The sequence below is a fragment of the Rhodanobacter sp. PCA2 genome, assembly GCF_013620825.1.
GTDB lineage: Bacteria > Pseudomonadota > Gammaproteobacteria > Xanthomonadales > Rhodanobacteraceae > Rhodanobacter_A.
The window spans coordinates 92,606-116,629 of sequence record NZ_NJIC01000020.1; the positions used below are offsets into that span (position 1 = coordinate 92,606).

Consider the following 24,024-nt stretch of genomic DNA (forward strand, 5'->3'; position numbering starts at 1 on the left):
GCTGGCGTCACGGCTTCTGCACCACGGTCAGCACCTTGCCGCCGGGAGCGCGGCCCTGGATGGCGCGGTCGTACATCGACTCGGCGTAGGCCGGCGGCACCTGGAACTTGCCGGCATTGGTCGCCTTGATGCGATAGACGAACTCGCGCACGTCGGGCGTGGCCGTGCCGTAGATCACCACGCGGTCCTCGCGGATGTCCGCGTACTCGGGTTGCCACGTGGAGCTGGACAGGCCGATCGGCGAGCGCCAGGCCGCGGGTTTGGGCGCGTCGTCGCCGCCCTCCTCGCCCGCATCGCCGCCATTGTCCGCCGGGGTCGTCGCCGGCGGCGGCTGGATCACCGGGTCGAAGCCGCCGGGCAGCAGATCCACGATGGCGACATTGCCCACGCCCTGGTCGCCGGTGGCGCGGATCTTCACGTGCACGTCGACTTCCTCACCCACGGCGATCTGGTCGAGCGGCTTGCCCTTGGCGTCGGTGTAGTCGCGCACGATCTCGATGCCGCGCTTGATCGCCTCGCCGGAGGAACTGCGGTCGTAACCGCCCTGGGTGGCGATGCGCCAGGCCGGCAGGCTGCCCTGGTTGACGAAGCGCAGCGCGCGCGCCGCGCTGTTCCAGCTGCCGCCCTGCAACAAGCCGCCTTGCGGCTGCGCGATGGACTTCAGGCTGCCGTCGGCCAGCACCTCGTCGATGCCGAGCTTGTCGAGGTTGGCGGCGGTCTCCTTCGCGTAGCTGTCCAGCGCCAGCACGGTCATCGCCGACGACAAGGTGTTGTAGTTGCCGTGCGCCAGCGGCCACGCGATGTTCTCGAATACGCGCGGCGGCAACGCCTTCGCCTCCAGCGGGAAGTGCTTCGCCACCAGGTACAGCACGCTGGCATCGCGGATCAGCGGGTCGTAGTAGTAGCCGAAGCCGAAGTCCTCGGCGGCCTTCGTCCGGCTCAGCGCCTTGAGCGGCCCCGCCAGCAAGCGGTTCGCCTCGCCGTCCTGCTTGAGCAGCTTGTAGGAAGCGGCCAGCCACGCGGCGGCGAGATCGTCCTTCCACGTCTTCGGATACAGCTCCTGCAGGCGCTTCTGCACTGCAGCGAGGTCGTTGGTGGTGACGTTGCCCTGGCGGGTCAGCAGGTACACCGCATAGGCGCGTTGGCGAAGCTCGTCCAGCGTATTCATGCTGTCGTCGGCGGCCAGCTGCTTCAGATACTTGTTGCCGGCGTCGAGCATGTCCTGCGGCACGGCCACGCCGCGTTCGCGCGCCTCGATCAGGAAGTTCATCGCATAGTCGGAGACGAAGGGATCGGCATCCGGCGTGGCCGACCACAGCCCGAAGCCGCCCGCGCCGTTCTGCCGCGAGTGCAGCACGTCGAGGAACTTCGCCAGCGCCTGGTCGTTGCCGATGGTCTTGTCGCCGAAGGCCGGCTGCAGCGCGTGCGAGAACACCGGCACCACCGGCCACTTCGCCACCACGATCAGCGGCGTCGCGGAGCTGATGATCTGCTCGCTGCAGTAGTGCTGGTAGTTCACCAGGTAGCTGGTGATGCCCTGCGCCAGCACCACGGGCAGCGAGGAGATCGCCGCGTCGCGCGAGGCATAGGCGTCGTACAGCGGCCGCAGGGGCTTCAGCTCGGCCTGGCTGTTCGACTCCACCCGGCCCACGTCGACCTGGGTGCGGTAGGCCGCGGCCGGACGCACCGACACGTCGATGCCCTGCTTCGCCGACTTGCCGCCGTAGCCCGCCGCGAAGGCGAGATGGCCGGAGCCGAGCCGGTCGGTGGCCTTGACGCGGAAACGCACCACGCCTTCGCGCATCGAGGCCAGGCTCACGTCCTGCGTGGCGGGGCCGAGCACCTGCAGCTGCGGTCCGGTCTGCAGCGTCACCGCCACCGGCACCGGCTTGTCGCCGATGCCCGTGAGGTTGTTCGCCACGCCCACGCTGACCTCGGCCTCGTCGCCGGGCGCCAGCGTGGTGGGCACGTTGGGCGAGAGCACGAAGTCGCCGCGCACCGTGGTGGCGCCTTCCCAGGTGCCGATGCGGTCCGCCGACACGGCCACCGCCATCACCCGCAGGCGGCCGTTGAAGTAGTCCGGCACGGTGTAGCTGAAGTCCTTCTCGCCGTCGACATCGACGATGCCCGACCAGTACGCCACCGGCTTGTCGCGCTTGCGCTTGAACGGATTCAGCTGGCGGCTGATCGCCGCATCCGCATCGCCGCCCGGCGCGGCGGTCATCGCCATCAGCTTCTCGAAGTCGGGCAGGATCAGGTCGAGGATCTGCGCGGTGCGCACCTCGAGCATCTTCTTGCGGAAGAAGAACTTCAGCGGGTCGCCCAGCTTGTAGCGCGCCACCTGCAGGATGCCTTCGTCCACCGCGAACAGCACCACCCTCGCCGGCTGCGCCGCGTGCAGCTTGAAGCTCACGGTGTCGCCCGGCTTCACCAGCGCGGGCGTGTCGACGGTGAGCGCATCGCGGCGCGCGTCGAGGTTCACCGAGAACGGCACCACGCCGTAGGACAGCGGGCTCATGAAGATCTCGTCGGACGACGGATCGCGCACGAACTGCACGTTGACGTAGCCGTTGCCCTCGAAGCCCCTGGGCAGCGTGATGCTCTGCACCGAGCTGGTGGTGTCGGCATGGAACCAGGCGTGCGCGTAGACCTTGTCGCGCTCGATGGTGATCAGGCCGCTGCCGGCGTACGGCGCACGGATCGCGACATGGATGGTGTCGCCCGGCTGGTAGTTGTGCTTGTCGAGGTTGAGCTGCAGCTCGGCATTGCGTTCCAGCGAACGCGACAGGTTGGCGTTGCCGGCCACCGAATAGCTGACCCGGTTGACCTCCTTGCGGTCGCTGCCGCGCAGGATCAGCAGCGCGTAGTCGCCCGGCTTGTCGGTGGGCAGGGTGTAATCCATGCCGCCGGCGGGGATCGCCAGCGCCTTCTCGTCGACCGGGATTTCCTTGAGCTTGGACTCGTACTTGTAGACGCCCGAGCCCTGCCTGGTGAGCACCGAAACGTAGCGGCGTTCGACCCGTTGCGCCTTGAGGCCGTCGAGCGCGATCGACCTGGCGTCCGGACCGATCGCCACCAGGCGTACCTTGCGCTCGGCATTGCGACTGACGTAGTCGAGGCCGTCGTCGGACTTGTAGCCCACCAGCCAGTCGTTGGCGGACACCAGGGTCTGCGTGGCGGCGGCCACGCTGCGACCGCCGTCGGCCTCGTGCACCTTGGCGAGGAAATAGAGCTGGTAGGTGGCGTCGGCGTATTTCTTGAGGTCGAGGTCGAACTCGGCGTGGCCCTTGTCGTCGGTCTTGCCGTCGGCGAGGTTCTCCTCGTAGCCCTCCTTGGCGCGCCGGATGTCGTAGAAGTGGTAATCCGGCCAGCTGTGGAAATCGGGCCACGCCGGACGCAGGGTCAGCGAGGCCTCCACGCTGCGGTCCGCCGCCGGCGTGCCGAACAGGTTCTGCGCATCGACCAGGCCCTTGAGCTGGTCGGGTTTCACCCAGCCCTCGGCCACCTGCTGCGAGAGCTTCGCGGCGACCTTCATGCGGTCGGGCAGGAATTCCTTCACCTGCACCGTGGTGCTGCCGATCTGGGCGTCGGCCTTGCCGCCGCGCACGATGTACAGGTTCACCGCCCAGGTACCGGTGGGCGCGGTCTCGGCCGGCGTATAGGCCAGTTCGCCGAAGCCGGTGGCGTCCATCGAAAGCCGCTGCTGCTTCACGGTGACGCCACGCGGATCGACGATCTCGGCTTCCAGCGGGATGCCTGCCACGTTGCGCGCCCAATCGGCGGCGCGCACGATCAGGCCGATGTGGAAGGTGTCGCCGGGACGATAGATGCCGCGGTCGGAGAACAGGTAGCCGCTGAGCTGGCCCTGGTTCGCCGCGTTCGCCTCGCCGCCCACGTCGAAACGCGAGTAGTCGAGCTGGCGGTCGTAGCTGCCGATGGGCAGGAAGGACAGGTCGCCGCCCTTGGTCACCACGTACAACGCGGGTTTCTTCTCGCGCTCCAGCCCCTTGAAGCTGGGGAAGTGCACCACGCCGTCGGCGCCGGTGGCCTGCGTGTACAGCGTCTGCCCGTTCACCGCGAGTACCGACACGCTGGCGCCGCCCACCGGCTGGCCGCTGTGGATGGACTGCACGAACACGTCCTGGCTGTCGTCCAGCGCGCGCTTCACCAGCATGCCGAGGTCGGTGACCACGATCAGGCGGTTGTCGCGCGGCGAAGCCCCACCGTCGCCCTCGTCGCCGTCGTCGGTATCGGCCTGCGCCTGAGCGGCGGCAGCCGGCGTGCCTGCGGACTGTCCCGGCGCCGGCGCCAGCCCCTGCTGCGCCAGTGCGCGCGCCTTTGCCTCGGCAGCCGCGCGCTTCGCAGCGGCGGCAGGGTCGTAGCCGGCGAGGTGCACCCAGAACACGCCGCGCTTGCCTTCCTTGAGGTACTGGCCGAGGTCCACGCCCTCGTAGTGCGCCTGGCCCGGATCGGCTTTCGGGAACGCGCGCTTGACCTCGTAGCGCTCGACGATATGGCTTTCGTCGAAGTCGTAGGGCAGTTCGGGATGGCTGTAATTGCCCTGGTTCAGGCTGACCAGGTGCTGCAACTGGTCGGGCAGCACGCGGCCGATCTCCACCCGCATGCCGGGCATGTTGCGCGAGACCACCGAGATGCGCTTGCTGCCGCTGAGCGAAAGCAGCGAACCATCGGCCACGAAGCGCAACAGCTTCGGATAGTCGGGCACGGTGAACACCTGCGCCGCCCCCTTGCCCAGCACGTAGCCGCCGAAGGACGTCAGCCCCTTGCCGATGCGCACGTAGACGCGCTGGCCCGGCACGGCGTGGTACTTGAAGCTCTGCAGCTCCTGGTAGTCGTTCTCGGTGGGCACCACGTCCAGCTTCAGCGGCTGCGACTGGCGCAGCACGTCCTCGCCCACTTCGGAAACGCTCCAGTCGTAGGGCTCGTCGCTGTCCACGGGCTTCACGCCCGGCTTGCGCGCGGGCAACACCCAGGCGTGGATCCGGTCGGCCACGTCGCTGCCGCGCACGGCGCCGCTGAAGTTCGCCACCAGCACCTGCTCGGGTTCGTACTTGTCGTTGTCGACCAGGGTGGGCTTGAGCTCGTCCACGCCGAGGCTGTAGAGGCCGGGAATGCGCACGCTGGCCTTCAGCGCATCCCTGGTGCCGTCGCCGCCGCGCGCGCTGCGCACGCCGCTGTCGATCGCGACTGCCACGGCGCCGTCGTCGTGCGGCAGCGCCAGCGGCTGCGAGTGGACCCACGCATGCAGACGGGTCTGGTCGTAGGTCACCGTGTATTTCAATGCCGGGCCGCGCTTGCCGCTCCGGTCGGCCAGCGCCAGCGCGACGCGGCGTTCGAACTGCGCGGCGTCGACGGGGTAGTTGAAGTCCACCGGCACGATCACCTGCTTGGCGGTGGCGTCCTGCGGGTCCTGGTAGAACTCGCCCTTGCCCAGCGTGGCGGTGAACGGTGCGGTATCGAAGGCGAAACCGTCGTCGGCCATCCGCACTTGCGGCGCGAACGCCTGGCGCACGTCGAAGCGCACCTTGTAGTGCTGGCCCACCGGCCAGTCGGCGGCCGGCGTGAAGCGCAGGGTGTGGTCGTCCACCCAGGTCCATTGCCCCTTGGTGGCCGGACGCATGTCGATGCCTTCGGTGACCGGCTTGCCGACGCGCTCGATCGGGGCGGCCGATCCGGAGAAGGCCAGTTCCAGCGGATGCACCACGATCGGCTGCTTGCCGTAATCGGTGACTGCGGGCGCCTGCACCTGCCAGGTGATCTGTTGCGGCTGCGGCGGACGCGGCCGCTGCTGCCACCAGCGCCAGCCGTACCAGCCGCCGCCCGCCAGCACGACTGCGCCGAGCAGAATGCCGGCCGCACGCAAGGGGCGCCGTTGCACGGCATGCATCCAGCCCGGCGCCGACCAGGCCAGGTCGCCAAACAGCGGACGCAACGCCCAACCAAGTGCATGCCCCACGATGCGCAGCAGGCGCAGCGGCAACAGGAGCAGAAACCGCAGCAGATCCATGATGCTTCCCCTGAACTCGTCCATTGAATGACATCGGCATCATCGCCGATGAAGGGTTTTCAAGTACGACCAAGCCTCGCAACGAGATGCGAGGCCTGTCGATTACCCGATGCGCATCCTGCACCACGAACATGGCAGGACACGGCCGCGATTCTGGCACGGCAAAGCCGCAGCGGTCAGCCGCGCGTGTCGGCTCGTCGCATCAAAGCGTGGCGGCGATCTCGCGCACCACCGGCGCCAGGCTCGGGTCCTGCAGCGCCATGTGCATGGTGGCGCGCACCAGGCCGGCCTTGTTGCCGCAATCGAAGCGGGTGCCCTCGAAGCGCCAGGCCAGTACCTTGCCCTGCTCCTTGAGCAGCGCCTCGATGGCGTCGGTGAGCTGGATCTCGCCGCCGGCGCCCGGCGTGGTGCGTTCCAGCAGCTCGAAGATGCGCCCCGGCAGCACGTAGCGGCCCACCACGGCGAGATTGGACGGCGCCTCGGCAGGCTTGGGTTTTTCCACCATGTGGCGGATGCGCGCGCTGCGCTCGTCCACCGGTACGGCATCGACGATGCCGTACTTGTCGGTCTGTTCGTGCGGCACTTCCTCCACCGCGATCACGCCGGCCTGCTCACGCTCGCCGGCCTCGGCCATCTGGCGCAACGCGCCCTTGCCCGTACCGTTCCAGATCAGGTCGTCGGGCAGCATCACGCCGAACGGTTCGTCGCCCACCACCGGCTTGGCGCACAGCACGGCATGACCCAGGCCCAACGCCTCGGGCTGGGTGACGAAGATGGCGCGCACATGCTTCGGCAAGGTGCCCTGCACCAGCGCGAGCAGCGCATCCTTGCCCTTCTCGTGCAGCTTCGCCTCCAGCTCGTAGGCCTTGTCGAAATAGTCGGCGATGGCGTGCTTGTAGCGGTTGGTGACGAAGATCAGAGTGTCGGCCCCGGCATCGACGGCCTCGTCCACCGCGTACTGGATCAGCGGCTTGTCCAGCACCGGCAGCATCTCCTTGGCCACCACCTTGGTGGCGGGCAGGAAGCGCGTGCCGAGGCCGGCCACGGGGAAAACCACCTTGCGCAAGGGCTTGCTCACTCACTTCTCTCCTGTTTCCTGGCGACGGATCGAAACCACGTTGTCCGGCTGCGCCGTCTCGCTCCAGCGGAACGACGGCAGCAGGCTGGAGACGCAGCGCCGCAGATCCTCGTCGTTGTCCGCCGCAACCGTCTCGGCCGCCTTGTTCATCATGGCCTGCAGCAGCTCCCACGACACCTGGCGGTGCTGCGCCAGGAAGATCTTGGCGTGCCGGGTGGCGCTGTACTGTTCCAGCGGGTGGAACAGCTCCTCGAACAGTTTCTCGCCGGCGCGCAGGCCGGTGTAGACGATGGGAATCTCGCTGCCCGGCTTCTTGCCGGCGAGCCGTATCATCTGCTCGGCGAGGTCGCGGATCTTCATCGGCTCGCCCATGTCCAGCGCGAAGATCTCGCCGCCCTCGCCCAGGCTGGCCGCCTGCAGGATCAACTGGCAGGCTTCCGGAATGGTCATGAAGTAGCGCGAGATTTCGGGATGCGTCACCGTGACCGGGCCGCCCTCGCGGATCTGCTGGCGGAACAACGGCACCACCGAACCGGCCGAGTCCAGCACGTTGCCGAAGCGCACCGTGATGTAGCGGGTGGCGGCATGGGCGTTGAGGTTCTGGCACCAGATCTCCGCGATGCGCTTGCAGGCGCCCATCACGCTGGTGGGGTTGACCGCCTTGTCGGTGGAAATCAGCACGAAGCATTCGACGCCGGCGTCCCGCGCGAGGTCGGCCATGGTGCGCGTGCCCAGCACGTTGTTGAGGAAGGCCGCGCGCAGCTGGCCTTGCAGCATCGGCACGTGCTTGTAGGCGGCGGCATGGAACACCACCTCGGGGCGCGCTTCGGCCAGCACCCTGCGCATCAGCACGCTGTCGCCGCAATTGGCCAGCACGCCCTCGAGCAGCAGCTCGGGATAGTTCGTGCGCAGTTCGCGGGTGATGAGGTAGAGGTTGTATTCGCTGTGGTCGATCACGACCAGGGACTGCGCGCCCAGCCGCGCCACCTGGCGGCACAGCTCCGAACCGATCGAGCCGCCGCCGCCGGTGACCAGCACGCGGCGGCCGCTGATCGTCTCGCGGATCGCGGTCCAGTCCAGCTCCACCGCGTCGCGACCGAGCAGGTCCTCGATCGCCACTTCCTTGATCTCGTTGAACTGCGCACGGCCCGCGACCACGTCGTCCAGCCGCGGAATGGTCCGGTACGGCAGGCCGCTGAGGTCGCACAGCGCAACCACCCGGCGCATCTCGCCGACCGACGCGGAGGGCAAGGCGATCAGCAGCATCTCGACGGCGGTCTCGCGGGCGATTTCCGGCAACTGGTCGAACTGCCCCAGCACCGGGTGGCCGTTGATGCTGGCGCCGCGCAGCGCGGGACGGTCGTCGAGGAAGCCCACCATCGTGTAGCCGCCGTCGCGCTGCAGGTCGCGCGACAGCACTTCGCCGGCCCGATCCGCGCCGAGGATCATCACCCGCCGCGCCGAGCGCGCGCCGGTCACGCCGCCGCGGCTGTCTTTCCAGTAACGGTAGGTGAGCCGCGGCAGACCCAGCATCAAGGCCAGCACCACCGGGTAGAGCAGCAGCATGGAACGCGGCACGCCCTGCAAGCGGTTGAGCATCGACAGCAGCAACCAGACCACGGCCGAGCCGAGCACCACGGCGCGCAGGATGTTCCACAGGTCCGGCAGACTGGCGAAGCGCCAGACGCCCCGGTACAAGCCGGTCCAGCGGAAGATCAGGCCCTGCGCCACCAGCACCACCGGGAATTCGAACCAGCGGAAGTGCACCACGTCTTCCGGCCGCACCGCGTAGCGCAGCAGCTTCGCGATCCACCACGCGAGCGCGGCCATGGCCAGGTCATGCAGCATGACCGCCATCCGTGGGTGGATGATGCCGATGAATTTACGCAGCGACATGACGGTCCCTTGGCGAATGTCGCCGCAGGCAGCGGCGCTTCAGCAGCAGCCAGATCGCCGCCGCAGCCATATAGACTGCCATGGTAACCATCCAGCCCGCGCCTGGATGACTCCAGGCCAACCAGGCCGACGGCGCAGCGAACAGCAGGTTCCATGTCATGTAGATCACGCCTCCCCCGGCATGCGTGCGCCCCCGCCTGACCAACCACTGGTACAGATGTTCGCGGTGCGCAGTGTACCAGCGCCTCCCGCGCAGGAACCGTGACAGCAAGGTCAGGCTGGCGTCCGCCACGAACGCCGAGGACAGGATCAGCGCCGGCCACAGCAGTTGCGCATCGACCCGCCACAGCAGCACCGAGAACGCGAAGATCAGGAATCCGGCACTGCCGCTGCCCACATCGCCCATGAAGATCCGCGCCGGCGGCCGGTTCAGGCACCAGAAACCGAGGCTGGCCGTCGCGAAGCAGCCGGCGGCCAGCGCCAGCGCGGGTTGTCCCGCCGCCCAGGCCAGGCCGGCCAGGCCGGCGGCCACGAACATCGCCTGCTGGGCCAGCAAGCCATCGATGCCATCCATGAAGTTGTGCAGGTTGACGCTCCAGGCACCCGCCAGCAGCAACGCCGGCAGCCACCACCACGACATGCCGGTCGCCGCCAGGGCAGCGGCAAACAGCAGCACCGCAAGCAATTGCGCGCCCAGCCGCGGCAGGATGGGCAGCGACCGGTGGTCGTCCCACCAGCCTGCCAAGGCAACCAGCGACAGACCCGCCACCACGGCGGCCACCACGACGGCAGGCCAGAGCTCCCCCGCGCCAAGCAGCGCACCTGGCAGACAAACCATGCCGGCGACGACGATGCCGATACCGCCACCGCGCGGCGTGGGCACGGTGTGGGATCGTCGCTGGCCAGGACGATCCAGCATGCCGCGGCGATGCGCATAGGCGATCGCCGCCCGCGCCGACAGCCACGCAATCAGGAAAGACAGCAGCAACCATCCCATGGTCGTGGCCACGGACGTCACTCGTTGGCGACGCCGTGGATGGGCCGGATCGTGCTCCAGCTCTTGCAGCTGGGGCACTGCCAGTGATGCGCCTTCGCGCCGAAGCCGCAGCGGCTGCAGCGGTACATCGCCTGGCCTTCCAGCAGCTTGCGGGTGAGGTCGCGCAGGATCAGGAAGTTCTCGCGCGCCTCGCCCTCGATCCGGTCCATCGTGGCTTCCAGCAGCTCCATCAGGCCGCGCACCGAGGGGCGCTGCCGCAGCTGCGCGGTCAGGAAGGCCACCGCCGCGCGCTGGCCGTCGCGCTGCTGGTACAGCCGGGTCAGCGCCAGCACCGGCGAAATGCCGTGGTAATGCTCCAGCAGTTCGCGCAGGAAACGCTCGGCGCGATCCATCTGCTGCGAACTGGCGTAGCTGTTCAGCAGCGGCGGCAGGATCTCCGGCACGAACGCGATGTCCGCGCCTATCGCGGCCTCGTATGCCTGCACCGCTTCGGCATGCTGGCCTTCCTCGGACCGCAGCCGTCCGGTCAGCATCCAGGCGCGCACGCAATCGGGCTGGCAGCGGAAGGCCTGGTCCAGATAATCGCGCGCCTCGATCCGGGCGCCATGCTGGCGCGAGCGCTCGGCCAGCTCGCAGTAGAACTGGGCGATCATCGGCGCCTCTTCCTCGCCGGTCATCACCTCCAGCCGGCGGGCGTGCTCGATCGCCTTGTTCCAGTCGCGTTCGTGCTGGTAGATCGCGATCAGGTGGCGCAGCGCCGAGGGCGCGTGCGCGTTCATCGCCACCAGGTCGCTGAACAGCGCCTCGGCGCGATCGAGCAGGCCCGCACGCATGTAGTCCTCGCCCAGTTCCAGCAAGGCCACGGTCTTGGTCGGCTCGGACAGGTTCGGCCGCGACACCAGGTGCTGGTGCAGGCGTATCGCCCGGTCCACCTCGCCCCGGCGGCGGAACAGGTTGCCCAGCGCGAGATGCGTCTCCACCGTGTCGCGGTTGTACTCGGCCAGGCGCAGGAACACCTCGATCGCCTTGTCCTGCTCCTCGTTGAGCAGGTAGTTCAGGCCGCGGAAGTAGTCCGACGAGAGCTCGTTGACCGCCGCGCCCGAGCGCCGCGCATTCCTCCGGCGGGAGGCCCACCAGCCCAGCGCGAAAGCGATGGCCGCCAGCGGCAGCAACGCATACCAGGGCATCATGCAGCGGCCGGCGTCTTGCCGGACTCCTTGCGCCGTTGCCGCTGCAGCCGCCGCTGCCGCAGGCTCATGCCCAGCCACGCGGTGAGGCCGCCCAGCAGCCAGCCCAGCACCAGCACGGCAAGCAAGGCCGCGCCCTTGGGCACGGACACCCGCGCAAACGCGAAGTCGTAGCCGACCAGATCGGCGTTGAGGGCACCCACCACCACGCCGGCGGCGACGAAAAACAGCAGGACGAGTATCGCGATCAGTCGCATGCGGCGACTTTACCCGATCATCCGTGGGCGGCACAGCACGCGGATGCCGTCGCGCTGTCCGGATTCAGCCGTGGCCGAGGGAACCGGCACGCACAGCCTGGCGATCGTCCTTGATCGCGGGAATCAAACGGGCTGCCGCCCATGGCTGCACGTTCCAGGATGGGGGCGCGACGATTCGGCCGCGGGAGCGGTGGCGGCCGCCGACCGGGGCCGTCCCCGCCAAGGCAAACAAAAAGGCAGGACCGGCTCGCGCCGCCTGCCTTCGAACATCTGCCTGCACGCGTGGCGTCAGCCGGCCGCGCTTTCTTCCTGCCCCAGGTTCACGCGTTCGCGCAGTTCCTTGCCGGGCTTGAAGTGCGGCACGTGCTTGCCGGGCAGCGCCACCGAGTCGCCGGTCTTGGGGTTGCGCCCCATACGCGGCGGCCGGTAATGCAGGGCGAAGCTGCCGAAGCCGCGCACCTCGATCCGCTCCTTGACCGCCAGCTCGACATCGGCGAACGCAAGATGGGTCTGGCGCCTGGCCAGCGCTTCGATCAATTCGGATTTGGTCATGGTCCCCGTGTCCGCGACGTGTGTCTCCGCGCTGCATGGCGCGGGGCAGTCCTGCCGCCCCGCGCCGGTTCCGCAACGCTTACTCGGCCTTGTTGAGCTGCTCCTTGAGCAGCGCACCGAGCTTGGTGGTGCCACCGGCAGCCGAGGAATACTCGGCCAGCGCTTCCTGCACGTCCTCCTCGTCCTTGGCGCGGATCGACAGCGAAAGCTGGCGGCCCTTGCGGTCCATGCCGGTGAACTTGGCCTCGACCTTGTCGCCCACCTTCAGGTGCTGGGTCGCGTCGTCGATGCGCTCCTTGGCGATGTCGTTGGCGCGGATGTAACCCTCCACGCCCTCGCCCAGGTCGATCACCGCACCCTTGGCGTCCACTTCCTTCACCGTGCCGGTGACGATGCTGCCGCGCGTGTGGCTGGCCATGAACTGGCCGAACGGGTCCTGCTCCATCTGCTTGATGCCGAGCGAGATGCGCTCGCGCTCCGGATCGACCGCCAGCACCACGGCCTCGATCTCGTCGCCCTTCTTGAAGTTGCGCACGAGGTCTTCGCCGGACATCTGCCAGGAGATGTCGGACAGGTGCACCAGGCCGTCGATGCCGCCGTCCAGGCCGATGAACACGCCGAAGTCGGTGATCGACTTGATCTGGCCGGAGACCTTGTCGCCCTTCTTGTGCATGGCGGCGAAGGCTTCCCACGGGTTGGAACGGGTCTGCTTGATGCCGAGCGAGATGCGGCGACGCTCTTCATCCACGTCCAGCACCATCACTTCGGTCTCGTCGCCGACCTGCACCACCTTGGCCGGGTTGACGTTCTTGTTGGTCCAGTCCATCTCGGACACGTGGACCAGGCCCTCGACGCCCGGCTCGATCTCGACGAAGCAGCCGTAGTCGGTGACGTTGGAGACCTTGCCGAACAGGCGCGAGCCCACCGGGTAGCGACGCGAGATGTTCACCCACGGATCGTCGCCCAGCTGCTTCAGGCCCAGCGAAACGCGGTTGCGCTCCTTGTCGAACTTCAGCACGCGCACTTCCAGCTCGTCGCCGACGTTGACGACTTCGCTCGGGTGGCGCACGCGCTTCCACGCCATGTCGGTGATGTGCAGCAGGCCGTCGATGCCGCCCAGGTCCACGAACGCGCCGTAGTCGGTGAGGTTCTTCACCACGCCCTTGATCACGGCGCCCTCGACCAGGCGCTCCAGCAGCTGTTCGCGCTCGGCGGAGAACTCGGTCTCGACGACGGCGCGGCGGCTGACCACCACGTTGTTGCGCTTGCGGTCCAGCTTGATGATCTTGAACTCGAGTTCCTTGCCCTCGAGGTAGGTCGGCTCGCGCACCGGGCGCACGTCGACCAGCGAGCCGGGCAGGAAGGCGCGGACATCCTTGATGTCGACGGTGAAGCCGCCCTTGACCTTGCCGGAGATCATGCCCTTGATGGTCTCTTCCTTGTCGAACGCCTCCTCGAGGTCGTCCCACACCATCGAGCGCTTGGCCTTCTCGCGCGACAGCTTGGTTTCGCCGAACCCGTCTTCCAGGGCTTCGAGAGCCACCTTCACGTGGTCGCCGACGTTCACCTCGAGGGTGCCATCCTCGCCCTTGAACTGTTCGATCGGGACGATGCCTTCGCTCTTCAGGCCGGCGTTGATCACGACGACGTCGTTGCGGACTTCCACCACGATGCCGGTGACGATGGCGCCGGGCTTCAGCTTGGCGATGGCCTGCTGGCTCTGTTCAAACAGTTCGGCAAAACTTTCGGTCATGTTGATTCCAGATTGGGAAAGGACGGCTGCGATGCCCGCATGCGGGTCTATGTCGGCAGCAATCCACCGGTTGGGGTGTCTCGGGAACGCCCTTGCGGGACGCCCGTCGCCACCATGGTTGAGCCCCGGCCAGCATGGCCGGAGAACGAAAACCATCGCGCCGCCCGGTTCAGGGCTGCACGACGGCGAGAACCTTTGCGACTACCTGATCGATGCTCATGCCGGTGGTATCCACCTGCACGGCCCCCGCCGCGGGCCTGAGCGGGGCGACCGTCCGCGACGCATCGCGGTGGTCACGCGCCTCGATCTCGCGTTGCAGACTTGCTAGTGTAACGTTCAGCCCCTTTTCCTTCAACTGCTTATAGCGCCTTTTCGCCCGCTCGGCGGCGCTGGCGGTAAGGAACACCTTGAACGGCGCATCGGGGAAAATCACCGTGCCCATGTCGCGCCCATCGGCGACCAGGCCCGGCGCCTTGCGGAAACCCAGTTGCAGGTCCACCAGCGCCTGCCGCACCGGGGCGATCGAGGCGATCGCCGAGGCCGCCGCGCCGGCGGTTTCCGTGCGCAATTCGTCGGTGGCGTCGTGCCCGTTGACCAGGATGCGGGTGTCGCTGCCGTCGGCGCTGGGCTGGAACCGGATCTTCGTGGTCTCGGCACAGCGGGTCACCGCGTCGGCATCGGACAAGTCCAGCCCTGCCGCGCCCGCGGCATAGCCCACCGCCCGGTACAGGGCGCCGGAATCCAGCAGCCGCCAGCCCAGGTGTTCGGCCACCCGCCGGCTGATCGTGCCCTTGCCCGAGCCCGAGGGGCCGTCGATGGTCAGCACGGGAACGGGAGCGGTTCGGCTCATGGGGAATCCAGGCAAGGCGAAAGGCCCGCATGGTATCGCGCCGGCCTGCGCGGCATCGCGTACCATATCGAAATTCCATGCGCACGCTTCGCCGATTCGCCATGAACGATCTTCGCCAAGCATTCGATCAGGCCGCCGAGGGCGTGAAACGGCTGGATTACCGCCCCGACAACGACACCCTGCTCAAGCTCTACGCGCTCTACAAGCAGGGCTCGGAGGGCGACGCCCGCGGCGAGCAACCCGGCTTCTTCGACTTCGTGGGCACCGCCAAGCATGAAGCTTGGCTGCAGTTGCAGGGGGTGTCGCCGGACGAGGCCATGCGCCGCTACATCGCGCTGGTGGAGCAGTTGCAGGCCTGAGCCAAGGGCCCTGCTTGCGTCCGCGCCCCGCAACAGGCACATTCATACGATCGTTTGAACACGGTCGCGCCATGGACTACCCCCACCTGTTCGCCCCGCTGGACCTGGGCCACGTCACCCTGCCCAACCGCATCCTGATGGGCTCGATGCACACCGGGCTGGAAGACAAGGCCGCCGATTACGACAAGCTGGCCGCCTATTTCGCCGAGCGCGCCCGCGGCGGCGTGGGGCTGATGGTCACCGGCGGCATCGCGCCCAGCATCCAGGGTTGGCTGAAGCCGTTCGGCGGCCGCCTGAGCCTGCCCTGGCACAAGCCGCGCCATCGCAAGCTCACCGATGCGGTGCACGCCGAAGGCGGTCGCATCTGCATGCAGATCCTGCACGCCGGCCGCTACGGCTATCACCCGCTGTCGGTCGCGCCCTCGGCGATCAAGTCGCCGATCACGCCGTTCACGCCGCGGGCGCTGTCCGCCGGCGGCGTGGAGCGCACCATCCGCGACTTCGTGCATTGCGCCGAACTCGCCCGCGAGGCCGGCTACGACGGCGTCGAGGTGATGGGTTCGGAGGGCTACCTGATCAACCAGTTCATCGCCGCGCACACCAACCGGCGCAGCGACGCCTGGGGCGGCGATGCCGCACGGCGCATGCGCCTGCCGGTGGAAATCGTGCGCCGTACGCGCGCGGCCGTAGGCCGCGACTTCATCATCATCTACCGGCTGTCGATGCTGGACCTGGTCGAGGACGGCCAGGACCTGGCAGAGATCGTCGCACTGGCGAAAGCCGTCGAGGCCGCCGGCGCCAGCATCATCAACACCGGCATCGGCTGGCACGAGGCGCGCGTGCCCACCATCGTTACCAGCGTGCCGCGCGCCGGCTTCGCCTGGGTGACGCGGAAGCTCAGAGGCGAAGTGTCGATCCCGCTGGTCGCCACCAACCGCATCAACATGCCCGAGGTGGCCGAACGCGTGCTGGCCGAAGGCGACGCCGACATGGTGTCGATGGCACGCCCCTTCCTCGCCGATCCCGAGTGGGCGAACAAGGCGAAAACCGGCCGCAGCGAACGCATCAACACCTGCATCGCCTGCAACCAGGCCTGCCTGGACCACGTGTTCCAGAACAAACGTGCGAGCTGCCTGGTCAATCCGCGCGCCTGCCACGAGACCGAACTGAAAATCGAACCCGCGGCGCAGCGCAAGCGCATCGCCGTGGTCGGTGCGGGTCCGGCCGGCATGGCCTGCGCCGCCACGCTGGCCGAGCGCGGCCACGCGGTGACCCTGATCGACCGCGCCACCGAGATCGGCGGCCAGTTCAACTGCGCCAAGCGCATCCCGGGCAAGGAGGAATTCCACGAAACCCTGCGCTACTTCCACCACCGCCTCGCCGACGCCGGAGTCGAATTGAAGCTCGGTCACGAGGCTGGCGCCGCCGCATTGCAGGCGGCCGGCTACGACGAGGTGGTGGTGGCCACCGGGGTCACGCCGCGCCACGCGGCCTTTCCGGGCAGCGACGACCCGCGCGTGCTGGGCTATCTCGACGTGCTGGCGCGCGAGCGGCCGGTGGGCGCACGGGTGGCGATCGTCGGCGCCGGCGGCATCGGCTTCGACGTGGCCGAATTCCTGGTCGAGCAGCAGCCCTCCCCCACCACCGACGTGGCGCGCTGGACACGCGAATGGGGCGTGGACATGCAGCTCGCCCGGCGCAGCGGCCTCGCGCCGCCGCAGCCGGAAGCGCCGCTGCGACAGGTCTGGCTGCTACAGCGCAGCGCAGGCCGCCCCGGCGCCCGGCTCAACAAGACCACCGGCTGGGTGCACCGCGCCACGCTCAAGGCCAAGCGCGTGACCATGCTGGGCAACGTGGCGTACGAGCGCTTTGACGACCAGGGCCTGCACATCAGCGTCGATGGACAACCGCAGCTTCTCCCGGTCGACAACGTGGTGATCTGCGCCGGCCAGGAACCGGAGCGCCGCCTCGCCGACGATCTCGCGAGCCTGGGCATCACCGCGCACCTGATCGGCGGCGCGGACGTGGCCGCCGAACTCGATGCGAAACGGGCCATCGATCAGGGAACGCGGCTGGCCTGCCGGCTCTGAGGTCGCACGCCCGCTGCGTCGCCACGCGCACCGCCGCGGCCGGGACTGCCGGCCGCGACGACGGGTACAAAGAAAACGCCCCGCGACGCGACGCATCGATACGGCCCGGGGGGGGAGTGGCCAGTATCGTTTTCAGCGTCGCCGCGAGGCGAGGCCGCCACCATCGGGGGAGGGGGGTGATGGTGGGGCGAGGGCTATTTTATGAGCGACGCGTTCAAGTATCTAATATATATTTAGATCGTTCCTTATATGGAAAACGACTATGTTCGACTTCCGCCAGTTGCGCTACTTCATCGCGGTCGCCGAGGAGTTGAGCTTCACCCGCGCCGCCATCCGTCTGCATATCTCGCAGCCGCCGCTGTCGCAGCAGATCCAGGCGCTGGAGCGCGACCTCGGCGTGCCCCTGCTGGAACGCAGCAAGCGCAAGGTGACGCTGACCGAACCGGGCCAGGTGTTCCTCGAACAGGCTCGCCATATCCTGGCCCAGGCCGAAACGGCGCGCACCCGCACCGTTGCAGCCGCAGCGGGCCACAGCGGCCAGCTGCGACTGGCCTATACGGTATCGGTGTCGTTCCACCCCGCCCTTCCGCGCGCCCTGCTGCGCCACCGGCAAGCGGCGCCGGGGGTGAACATGCAACTGCGCGAGATGTATACCGAAGCCCAGTTCGCGGCCTTGCTGGCCAACGAGATCGACGTCGGTTTCGTGCGCGACGAACCCCGCCACGTCCAGGATGCGCGCCAGCTGCGGCTGAGCGTGCTGGACCGCGAACCGCTGCTGCTGGCCCTGCCCTCCAGCCATGTACTGGCCGGCCGGGAGAGCCTGCGCATGGCCGAGGTGGCCGACGAGGCCTTCGTCAGCCAGCCGCGCGAACTCGCGGCGACCCTGCACGACCGGCTGCGGTCGCTGGCCGGCGAAGCCGGCTTCCAGCCCCGGATCGTGCAGCAGGCCCAGCAGATCAACGGCCTGCTGGCGCTGGTGGCTGCCGGCCTGGGACTGGCGCTGGTGCCGGCGACGATGCGCACCGTGCACCTTGCCGGGGTCAGCTACGTGCCGCTGGCCGACCCGGACGCCCACCTGCTGCTGGCGCTGGCCTGCCGCGTGGGCGATCCGTCGCCGGTGCTGGCCCAGTTCCTCGCCACGGCGGAGCAATCGGCCAGCGGCCCGGATGCCTGAACCGGTGACTTGTGGCTGGCGATTCAGCGGGTTATACTTGCCCGCTGACATTTTTCGTTTGGTATCAGGAGCTCGCCGTGAAGGTGCTTAACTCGTTGAAGTCCGCCAAGGCGCGGCACCGCGACTGCAAGATCGTGCGTCGTCGCGGCAAGGTGTTCGTGATCTGCAAGAGCAACCCGCGTTTCAAGGCTCGCCAGCGCTGAACCCGGCGCGGCGGTGCCCATGAGAGGCCGCGCCCTGCGCGGCCTTTTTCGTGCCCGCAGCCATGCCGCAACGCCTCAGCCGCCTGCCGATCCTCCGCTGCGCGGCGGCCGGCACGACCACCAGAACAGCGCCGCGGACACGGACAGCGAGACCCAGTAGTCGCTGGGCGCCGGTCCCCACCAGTGGATGTGCCACGGGATGTAGCGCGGCGCGAAATGCGCGATGCCGTAGGCCGGGTTCAGCACGAACCACAAAAAGTCCTCGGCGATCCAGAACAGCATGATGCAGGCGAACACGCGCGCCTCGGCGCGCCAGCTCCAGCGGCCGGTGAAGATCAGCGGAAAATGGAAACACAGCGCCATGAACGGGAACAGCCACGCGTGGTAGCCCGTCATCGGCCGGCTGCTCCAGAAAATATCCAGCCACACGTTGTGATCGATGCGCCAGGTCGGCAGGTTCGCCGCCCAGCCGGCGGCGCCCTCGATCTGTATCTCCACGTTGGCGAAGAAGAAGGCCAGCAGGACCGTCCAGGCTACGGTCAATACCAGTACCAGTGGGCGCATGGGGGGAAGGTCGTCCCCTGCGCGCAAGGGGCGTTGATCCAGCTGACGCACGCTCAATGGTCCATCGGCGCGGCTGCCGGCGATCCGCCTTCAAGCTGCCCTCGCACGATCTCCAGCACACGTCGTGCCGCCTGTGGCTGGCCGAGGCGGCGTGCGTGTTCGCGCATCCGCGCCAGGCGCTGCGGTTCGGCCAGCAACTGGCGCACCCGGTATTCGAGCGAGACCAGGTCGATCGCTTTCAGCGCCGCGCCCTGTTCCAGCACGTAGTCCGCGTTGCGTTCCTCCTGGCCGGGCACGGGCGCGTACACCACCATCGGCACGCCCATCGCCAGGCACTCGGACGTGGTCAGGCCGCCGGGCTTGGTGATCACCAGGTCGGAGCAGGCCATCAGCTGGGGCACCTCGTTGGTGAAGCCGAACGGAAACAGCCGCCCCGGATGTTCCGCCGCATGGATCTTCAGCTTGGCCAGCGCGGCCTCGTTGCGGCCGGCCAGCACGATGAGCTGGAAATCGTGTTCGAGCCGCATCAGCGCGGCCGCCACTTCGTCGAGCTTGCCGACGCCGGCGCCGCCGCCCATCAGCATGATGGTCAGCCGTGCCGGGTCCAGGCCGAAACGCGCGGCGCAGGCCTGGCGATCCTGGGGCTGGGTGAATGCCGGCATCACAGGAATGCCGGTGGTGTGGACGCGCTCCGCCTCGATGCGGTTGGCCTTCATGCGGAAGGCGATTTCGTCGCTGGCGGCGAAGAAGCCGGTCATGCGTGGGATCACCCACATGCCATGCAGGTCGAAATCGGTGACCTGGACCCATACCGGCACCGTGAAACGCTCGCGCCGGATCTCGTGCATCAGCATTTCGGCGGGCAGGAAGTGGGTGCAGACGATGGCGTCGGGCGCGAACGCGTTGATCGCCTTGCGCAGGTCGCCCGTGCCGAGCCGCTCCATGGCACGCCGCAGCTTCTGCATCGGGCCGTCCGGATCGGCGTCCGAGCTGCGCTGGTACAGCATGCCCCACAGCGTGGGGTAGCTGCTGATCAGCGTGATGTAGAAATCGGTGTACAGCTTGCGGAATGCGGATGGCACGTAGTCCATCGCATCCAGATGCTTCGTCTCGACCTGCGGCAGCGTAGCCTCTGCGGTCAGCCGCAGCGCCTCGGCGGCACGCATGTGGCCCGCACCGGCGGATACGCTGAGAAACAGGATTTTCTGCTGCGGCATGGTGCGGACCGTTGTCGGATGTGCATCGGCGGGAGCGGCCACGCCCCCGCATGGCTCGTCGGGTTGACCACGCCTGTGGCCAACCGTTCCGCGCACAATACCTCCAACCCGCACTCAGGAATAACGCACGCCGGTGATTTCGTAGTGCTTGACCCCGTTCGGGGCGGTGAACTCGAAGCTGTCGCCCTCGTTCTTGCCGATCAGCGCGCGGGCGATCGGCGAGGAGACGGCGATCAGGCCCTGCTTGATGTCGGCTTCGAGGTCGCCCACGATCTGGTAGGTCACCTCGGCGCCGCTGTCCTCGTCCGCCAGGTCCACGATGGCGCCGAACACCACCTTGCTGCCGGGGTTCAGCCGCGACACGTCGATCACCTCGGCGGTGGAGAGCAGCGCTTCCAGCTGGGCGATGCGGCCCTCGATGAAGCTCTGCAGCTCGCGCGCGGCGTGGTATTCCGCGTTTTCCTTGAGGTCGCCGTGCGCGCGGGCCTCGGCGATCGCCGCGATGATGCGCGGGCGTTCTCCGGACTTCAGGCGTTCCAGCTCGGCGCGCAGGCGTTCCGAGCCGGCCTTGGTGATGGGGGCGCGAGCGCTCATGCGTTCAGCTCCTTGTGCAGTTCCTGCAGGCTGTGCACGTCTTCGCTGCCGTGGAAATCCAGCGAATGGACCAGCGCACGCGCGCCCGCGACGGTGGTGGAATAGGTGACGCGCTGCTGCAGCGCCTCGCGCCGGATCGAGAACGAGTCGGCGATCGCCTGCTTGCCCTCGGTGGTGTTGACGATATAGACGATCTCGCCGTTCTTGATCAGGTCGACGATGTGCGGACGGCCCTCGAGCACCTTGTTGATGCGCTCGCAGGCCACGCCGTGGCCGCTGAGATAAGCCGCCGTGCCGGCGGTGGCGACCAGGGTGAAGCCCTTCGCCAGCGCTTCGCGCGCCACCGGCAGCAGGCGATCCTTGTCGGCATCGCGCACCGACACGAACACCTTGCCCCGCGGCGGCGTCTTGATGCCGGCGGCGTCATGGCCGCGCGCGAACGCGGCGCCGAAGCTGCGGCCCACGCCCATCACCTCGCCGGTGGAGCGCATCTCGGGGCCGAGGATCGGATCCACGTTCTGGAACTTCAGGAACGGGAAGATCGCTTCCTTCACCGAGTAGTAGCCCGGGATCGTTTCCTTCGTGGTGCCCTGCTCGATGAGCGAACGGCCCGCCATGGCGCGCGCGGCGATCTTGGCCAGCGGCACGCCGGTGGCCTTGGACACGAACGGCACCGTGCGCGAGGCGCGCGGATTCACTTCCAGGATGAACACGGTGTCGCCCTGGATCGCGAACTGGGTGTTCATCAGGCCGATGACCTTCAGCTCCTTCGCCATCGCGGCGGCCTGCCGGCGCATCTCGTCCTGCACCTCGGCGGACAGCGAATACGGCGGCAGCGAGCAGGAGGAGTCGCCGGAATGCACGCCGGCTTCCTCGATGTGCTCCATGATGCCGCCGATCAGCACGTTGCCCTGCGCGTCGGCGATGATGTCGACGTCCACCTCGACCGCGTGGTCGAGGAAGCGGTCGAGCAGCACCGGCGAATCGTTCGACACCTGCACCGCCTCGCGGATGTAGCGCGACAGGTCGGCGTCGTCGTACACCACTTCCATCGCGCGGCCGCCCAGCACGTAGCTGGGGCGCACCACCAGCGGATAGCCGATCTCGCGCGCCAGCGCCAGCGCCTCGTCGGCGTTGCGCGCGGTGCGGTTCGGCGGCTGGCGCAGGCCGAGCTTGTGGATCATCTGCTGGAAGCGCTCGCGGTCTTCCGCGAGGTCGATGCTGTCCGGCGAGGTGCCGATGATCGGCGCGCCGGCCGCTTCCAGCGCGCGCGCCAGCTTCAGCGGCGTCTGGCCGCCGTACTGCACGATCACGCCCTTCGGCTTTTCGAGGTCGATGATCTCCAGCACGTCTTCCAGCGTCAGCGGCTCGAAGTACAGGCGGTCGGAGGTGTCGTAGTCGGTCGACACGGTTTCCGGGTTGCAGTTGACCATGATGGTCTCGAACCCGTCCTCGCGCAGCGCCAGCGCGGCATGCACGCAGCAGTAGTCGAACTCGATGCCCTGGCCGATGCGGTTCGGGCCGCCGCCGAGCACGACGATCTTTTCGCGGTCGGTCGGGGCGGCCTCGCACTCTTCCTCGTAGGTCGAGTACATGTAGGCCGTGGTGGTGGCGAATTCGGCGGCGCAGGAGTCCACGCGCTTGTACACCGGGCGCACGCCCAAGGTGCGGCGCAGGTGGCGCACGGCGGCCTCGTCCGAACCGGTGAGTTCGGCGATGCGCGCATCGGCGAAACCCATGCGCTTCAGCTCGCGCATGCGCGGCTCGTCCAGCGCGGCGATGCCTTGCGCCTTGACCTCCTGCTCGGTCAGCACGATGTCCTCGAACGCGGCGAGGAACCAGGGATCGACGCGGCTGAGCCCGTACACCTCTTCCAGCGTGAGGCCCGCGCGGAACGCGTCGGCCAGGTGGAACACGCGGTCGGGGCGCGGCTCGCGCAGCTCGCGCTTGAGCGTGGCGAGGCCTTCGTCCGTGCCGATGTCCAGGCCGGTCGGGTTGAGGCCGGTCTTGCCGATCTCCAGGCCGCGCAGCGCCTTCTGCAGCGACTCGTGGAAGCTGCGGCCGATCGCCATCACCTCGCCCACCGACTTCATCTGGGTGGTGAGGCGCGCGTCGGCCTGCGGGAACTTCTCGAACGCGAAGCGCGGAATCTTGGTGACCACGTAGTCGATGGTCGGCTCGAACGAGGCCGGCGTGAGGCCGCCGGTGATGTCGTTCTTCAGTTCGTCCAGCGTGTAGCCCACGGCCAGCTTGGCCGCGATCTTGGCGATCGGGAAGCCGGTGGCCTTGGAGGCCAGCGCGGACGAACGCGACACGCGCGGGTTCATCTCGATCACCACCACGCGGCCGTTCTCGGCATTGATGCCGAACTGCACGTTGGAGCCGCCGGTGTCCACGCCGATCTTGCGCAGCACCGCGATCGAGGCGTCGCGCAGGCGCTGGTATTCCTTGTCGGTGAGCGTCTGCGCCGGCGCCACGGTGATCGAGTCGCCGGTGTGCACGCCCATCGGGTCGAGGTTCTCGATCGAGCACACGATGATGCAGTTGTCCGCGGTGTCGCGGACCACTTCCATCTCGAACTCCTTCCAGCCCAGCACGGATTCCTCGACCAGCACCTCGTGCACCGGCGAGAGGTCGAGGCCGCGCTTCACGATCTCCTCGAATTCCTCCTTGTTGTACGCGATGCCGCCGCCGGAACCGCCCAGCGTGAAGCTGGGGCGGATGATGGTGGGGAAGCCGACCCGCACCTGGATCTCCACCGCCTGCTCGTAGCTCTTCGCGACTTCCGCCCTGGGGCAGTCCAGGCCGATCTCGGCCATCGCCTGCTTGAACAGCTCGCGATCCTCGGCCATGCGGATCGCGTCGCGCTTGGCGCCGATCAGCTCGACCTTGTACTTGTCCAGCACGCCGTTGTCGGCGAGGTCCAGCGCGCAGTTCAGCGCGGTCTGGCCGCCCATGGTGGGCAGCACCGCGTCCGGGCGCTCCTTGGCGATGATGCGCCCCACCGTCTGCCAGTTGATCGGCTCGATGTAGACGGCGTCGGCCATCTCCGGGTCGGTCATGATGGTGGCGGGATTGGAGTTCACCAGGATCACCCGGTAGCCCTCTTCCTTCAGCGCCTTGCAGGCCTGCGCGCCGGAGTAGTCGAACTCGCAGGCCTGGCCGATCACGATCGGGCCGGCGCCGATGATGAGGATGCTCTTGATGTCGCTACGCTTGGCCATC

General features: G+C 68.0%; 17 protein-coding genes. 4 read left to right on the top strand and 13 right to left on the bottom strand.

The window, feature by feature from the left end; translation table 11 throughout:
- Positions 1–7: 7 nt before the first annotated feature.
- The 9 genes from PCA_RS08315 to cmk all read right to left on the bottom strand — a co-directional run bounded on the left by PCA_RS08315 (position 8) and on the right by cmk (position 14,598).
- Positions 8–6,028: an alpha-2-macroglobulin gene (locus tag PCA_RS08315; RefSeq protein ID WP_181302141.1), complete on the bottom strand. Its 6,021-nt coding sequence runs from the start codon at positions 6,026–6,028 to the stop codon at positions 8–10.
- 202 nt (positions 6,029–6,230) lie between these two features.
- On the bottom strand, positions 6,231–7,106 hold the full coding sequence (gene galU, locus PCA_RS08320; protein ID WP_181302143.1) for a UTP--glucose-1-phosphate uridylyltransferase GalU: 876 nt from the start codon (positions 7,104–7,106) through the stop codon (positions 6,231–6,233).
- Entirely contained in the window at positions 7,107–9,002 is a 1,896-nt protein-coding gene (locus tag PCA_RS08325) for a nucleoside-diphosphate sugar epimerase/dehydratase (protein ID WP_181302145.1), read from the bottom strand.
- The gene (locus tag PCA_RS08330) at positions 8,989–10,011 is read right to left on the bottom strand and encodes a glycosyl transferase family 4 (RefSeq protein ID WP_181302146.1); all 1,023 of its coding nucleotides are present in this window, start codon (positions 10,009–10,011) and stop codon (positions 8,989–8,991) included. The genes PCA_RS08325 and PCA_RS08330 overlap by 14 nt, the downstream gene beginning before the upstream one ends.
- Before the next feature lie 5 nt (positions 10,012–10,016).
- Complete coding sequence (gene lapB / locus PCA_RS08335) at positions 10,017–11,189, bottom strand: lipopolysaccharide assembly protein LapB (protein ID WP_181302148.1); 1,173 nt, start codon at positions 11,187–11,189, stop codon at positions 10,017–10,019.
- Positions 11,186–11,443 carry a lipopolysaccharide assembly protein LapA domain-containing protein gene (locus PCA_RS08340; protein ID WP_181302150.1) on the bottom strand — a complete coding sequence of 86 codons (258 nt, stop codon included), beginning with the start codon at positions 11,441–11,443 and terminating at the stop codon, positions 11,186–11,188. The genes lapB and PCA_RS08340 overlap by 4 nt, the downstream gene beginning before the upstream one ends.
- Positions 11,444–11,731: 288 nt before the next feature.
- Positions 11,732–11,995: an HU family DNA-binding protein gene (locus PCA_RS08345; RefSeq protein ID WP_181302151.1), complete on the bottom strand. Its 264-nt coding sequence runs from the start codon at positions 11,993–11,995 to the stop codon at positions 11,732–11,734.
- A 79-nt stretch (positions 11,996–12,074) separates the two neighbouring features.
- The gene (gene rpsA, locus PCA_RS08350; protein ID WP_181302152.1) at positions 12,075–13,748 is read right to left on the bottom strand and encodes a 30S ribosomal protein S1; all 1,674 of its coding nucleotides are present in this window, start codon (positions 13,746–13,748) and stop codon (positions 12,075–12,077) included.
- 169 nt (positions 13,749–13,917) lie between these two features.
- Entirely contained in the window at positions 13,918–14,598 is a 681-nt protein-coding gene (gene cmk / locus PCA_RS08355) for a (d)CMP kinase (RefSeq protein WP_181302231.1), read from the bottom strand.
- A 101-nt stretch (positions 14,599–14,699) separates the two neighbouring features.
- Here cmk and PCA_RS08360 point away from each other — a divergent pair, with 101 nt between their 5' ends.
- From PCA_RS08360 to ykgO, 4 genes are all read left to right on the top strand, one after another.
- Positions 14,700–14,957 carry an acyl-CoA-binding protein gene (locus PCA_RS08360; RefSeq protein WP_181302153.1) on the top strand — a complete coding sequence of 86 codons (258 nt, stop codon included), beginning with the start codon at positions 14,700–14,702 and terminating at the stop codon, positions 14,955–14,957.
- 71 nt (positions 14,958–15,028) lie between these two features.
- Positions 15,029–17,047: an NADPH-dependent 2,4-dienoyl-CoA reductase gene (locus PCA_RS08365; RefSeq protein WP_181302154.1), complete on the top strand. Its 2,019-nt coding sequence runs from the start codon at positions 15,029–15,031 to the stop codon at positions 17,045–17,047.
- A gap of 262 nt (positions 17,048–17,309) precedes the next feature.
- Positions 17,310–18,221: a LysR family transcriptional regulator gene (locus PCA_RS08370; RefSeq protein WP_181302155.1), complete on the top strand. Its 912-nt coding sequence runs from the start codon at positions 17,310–17,312 to the stop codon at positions 18,219–18,221.
- Between the two features lie 77 nt (positions 18,222–18,298).
- Positions 18,299–18,424: a type B 50S ribosomal protein L36 gene (ykgO, locus tag PCA_RS08375; protein ID WP_007080705.1), complete on the top strand. Its 126-nt coding sequence runs from the start codon at positions 18,299–18,301 to the stop codon at positions 18,422–18,424.
- Between the two features lie 75 nt (positions 18,425–18,499).
- Here ykgO and PCA_RS08380 read toward each other — a convergent pair whose 3' ends face one another.
- From PCA_RS08380 to carB, 4 genes are all read right to left on the bottom strand, one after another.
- Positions 18,500–18,988, bottom strand: coding sequence for a hypothetical protein (locus tag PCA_RS08380; RefSeq protein ID WP_181302156.1), 489 nt, complete (start codon positions 18,986–18,988; stop codon positions 18,500–18,502).
- Positions 18,989–19,041: 53 nt separating this feature from the next.
- Positions 19,042–20,205 (bottom strand): glycosyltransferase, encoded by a 1,164-nt coding sequence (locus tag PCA_RS08385; RefSeq protein ID WP_181302157.1) that lies wholly within the window; start codon positions 20,203–20,205, stop codon positions 19,042–19,044.
- 114 nt (positions 20,206–20,319) lie between these two features.
- Positions 20,320–20,799, bottom strand: coding sequence for a transcription elongation factor GreA (gene greA, locus PCA_RS08390; protein WP_181302158.1), 480 nt, complete (start codon positions 20,797–20,799; stop codon positions 20,320–20,322).
- Complete coding sequence (gene carB / locus PCA_RS08395) at positions 20,796–24,023, bottom strand: carbamoyl-phosphate synthase large subunit (RefSeq protein ID WP_181302159.1); 3,228 nt, start codon at positions 24,021–24,023, stop codon at positions 20,796–20,798. Before carB ends, greA begins: the two co-directional genes overlap by 4 nt.
- Position 24,024 lies beyond the last annotated feature (1 nt).